This window comes from Paenisporosarcina sp. P4_E4_2 (assembly GCF_056401595.1).
Map to the genome: position 1 here is coordinate 1 of NZ_JBFUJC010000431.1, position 2,308 is coordinate 2,308.

Here is a 2,308-nt window from a genome sequence, read left to right on the forward strand (position 1 = left end):
GTGTGATACTATGGCTCAAGATGTTCTGTGTGAAGTGAATAACTGTAAGCATTGGGACTCCGGAAACAAATGTAAAGCGGATTCTATTTATGTAGTCAGTCATAAGGGCAAAAAGGCATCCAATAGTGAAGAAACGGATTGCAAAACATTTGTAACAAAAGCTTAAACTTTTGAGGGTAACCATCATTTTGGTTGCCCTTTATTATTTATAGTAATGATGATAATTATCTTTTTCATTCAAGTTTATGAATTCATTTTATTTTTTCTATCCGCTTTGAAAAAGGAATGGAGTAAAAATATTTTATACCAGCTGTGTTATGCTGAGGTACCCCAAGTGGAGTTAAGGATGAAAGTGTATGTTTTTTTCAGTTTTAAATAGCAGGCAATGTGCATTTCCCACTTTTTCTTCTAAATAGTCAAGTGAATAATTACCCAATGGATCTGATAAATCGCCGATTGCCCGGGATAGATTATCAATCACAAGTCTTGTATCAAATCGTCTTTGCTCTTTCCTTACATTCATCTCATCCATAATTTCATGAGCAAGATGTTGGATTCGACGTAAGCGCATTTCTTTTGTTTGCATGATCTACTCATCCTCCATATATCCCAACTTATATTGTTTAAATATATGGCTAACAATTAGGATTCATGAGACGTTTTTTTATGTGAAGCTTACAATAAAATAAAAATCAATAATAGAGCAAATACAATCTGGAATAGACCGATTCCCCCGGCATAAGCCGATAACTTCCAGCCGTGCAGTGTAAGGTCTTTTATTTTCACACTCATTCCAATCCCCGCCAAAGCGATGATTTCCAAATAGTTTCCGAACCCCTTAATTGAATGTGTAACTGTTGCAGGGAATTGTAAACTACTATTCAAACAACATAATATGAAAAAGCCCCCGACATACCATGGAACGATTGTACGCCATTGAAATGACTCCTGCGATTTTGGCTGTTCTCCATTATTAAGTTTGATCTGTTTCAAAACAAAAACAACAGCTACCATAAAGATAATTCGGCTGATTTTAAAGACGGCTGCTTGATCCTTTACCGCTTCACCAACAATGCTCCCACTAGCTACTACTTGTCCAACAGATTGTAATGTTCCACCTATTAATGCAGACGACTGCAATACATCGTTATGAAAAATCGCACTTGTTATCACTGGTAACAAGATCATCAAAACCGTACCTAGCAGATTGACAATCGTAATAGAAACGGCCACATCAGATTCTTTAGCCTGGATAGCTGGTGCAGTCGACGCAATCGCAGATGAACCACAGACCGCATTTCCACTTGCCATCAGCAAACCAAAATCTTCACCGAATCGCAGTTTTTTTCCTAACCAAATAACAAACATAATCGTTCCTGCCATTTGAATGAGAATATAAGCAAGACCTAACATTCCAATTTCAAATAATGAATTGAATGTTAAGGTTGCTCCTAATAAAACAATGGAAAAGTACAGTAAAGTACTTCCCGAAAACTTTTCCCCCGGCTTTAATATGGAATAAGAACCTATTTTTAAATTACCAATTAATATACCAATTAGAATTGCAAATAAACCACTCCCTAAATTAGGGAAAAATCTTCCGAGTGCTATACCTATCATTGCAATTGCAATACAAACCAGTAGTCCAGGTAAAATGTATACAACTTTTCTCGTCATTTCTCTACCTCACTAAATAGTTTTCTTTCGCTCACGCCCAAAGATTATTTTAACATATATTACACTTTATCTATTTTGGGAACCGTCTAGAATAATACCAACAACAGGAAGATTTCATTTATCAACTAAGGAGTGCTTAGTTGAAGAACCGACTGCCTTTACAGGGTAGCTTTTCTATTTGTGATGAGATTAAGAGTTCACTTCCATTATTTATTCAATTCAATCAAATTTCTCTTTTTACAACTAAACTCCCCAGAATTCAACTAACTGACCGCTCACCTTAAATAAAATAAAAAATACCCGCATAGAGTCGAAACTCTAAGCGGGTATTTTGTGATTATTCGTTGATTTCTTCTTTAAGACCGTATTTTTTGTTGAAACGATCAACACGGCCATCCGCTGCTGCGAATTTCTGACGGCCAGTATAGAATGGATGACATTCTGAGCAAAACTCAACTTTGATGTCTTCTTTTACTGATCCTGTTTCGAACGAGTTACCACATGAACATGTAACTGTAGCTGTTTTGTAATCGGGATGAATTCCTGGTTTCATCTTAAATCTCCTCTCGCCCTGAACCATCTGGAACAGAGTGGGTTATTTAACTGTCACCTTACACGACCCGTTCAGTTC

The 2,308-nt window shown here is 36.5% G+C and carries 4 protein-coding genes; 1 reads left to right on the forward strand and 3 read right to left on the reverse strand.

Annotated elements, in window-relative coordinates:
- Positions 1-10 precede the first annotated feature (10 nt).
- Positions 11-166: a DUF1540 domain-containing protein gene (locus tag AC1DSB_RS18250; RefSeq protein WP_477530869.1), complete on the forward strand. Its 156-nt coding sequence runs from the start codon at positions 11-13 to the stop codon at positions 164-166.
- A gap of 174 nt (positions 167-340) precedes the next feature.
- Here AC1DSB_RS18250 and AC1DSB_RS18255 read toward each other — a convergent pair whose 3' ends face one another.
- From AC1DSB_RS18255 to rpmE, 3 genes are all read right to left on the reverse strand, one after another.
- Entirely contained in the window at positions 341-586 is a 246-nt protein-coding gene (locus AC1DSB_RS18255; protein WP_477530868.1) for a hypothetical protein, read from the reverse strand.
- A gap of 89 nt (positions 587-675) precedes the next feature.
- Positions 676-1,677 carry a YeiH family protein gene (locus tag AC1DSB_RS18260; protein ID WP_477530867.1) on the reverse strand — a complete coding sequence of 334 codons (1,002 nt, stop codon included), beginning with the start codon at positions 1,675-1,677 and terminating at the stop codon, positions 676-678.
- Between the two features lie 337 nt (positions 1,678-2,014).
- Positions 2,015-2,230, reverse strand: a complete 216-nt coding sequence (gene rpmE, locus AC1DSB_RS18265; RefSeq protein WP_016428276.1) for a 50S ribosomal protein L31 — start codon at positions 2,228-2,230, stop codon at positions 2,015-2,017.
- Positions 2,231-2,308 lie beyond the last annotated feature (78 nt).

Bases quoted from the DNA above. Each gene is read 5' to 3' on its own strand.
- AC1DSB_RS18250 (WP_477530869.1), top strand. From the start codon at position 11: ATGGCTCAAGATGTTCTGTGTGAAGTGAATAACTGTAAGCATTGGGAC.
- AC1DSB_RS18255 (WP_477530868.1), bottom strand. From the start codon at position 586: ATGCAAACAAAAGAAATGCGCTTACGTCGAATCCAACATCTTGCTCAT.
- AC1DSB_RS18260 (WP_477530867.1), bottom strand. From the start codon at position 1,677: ATGACGAGAAAAGTTGTATACATTTTACCTGGACTACTGGTTTGTATT.
- rpmE (WP_016428276.1), bottom strand. From the start codon at position 2,230: ATGAAACCAGGAATTCATCCCGATTACAAAACAGCTACAGTTACATGT.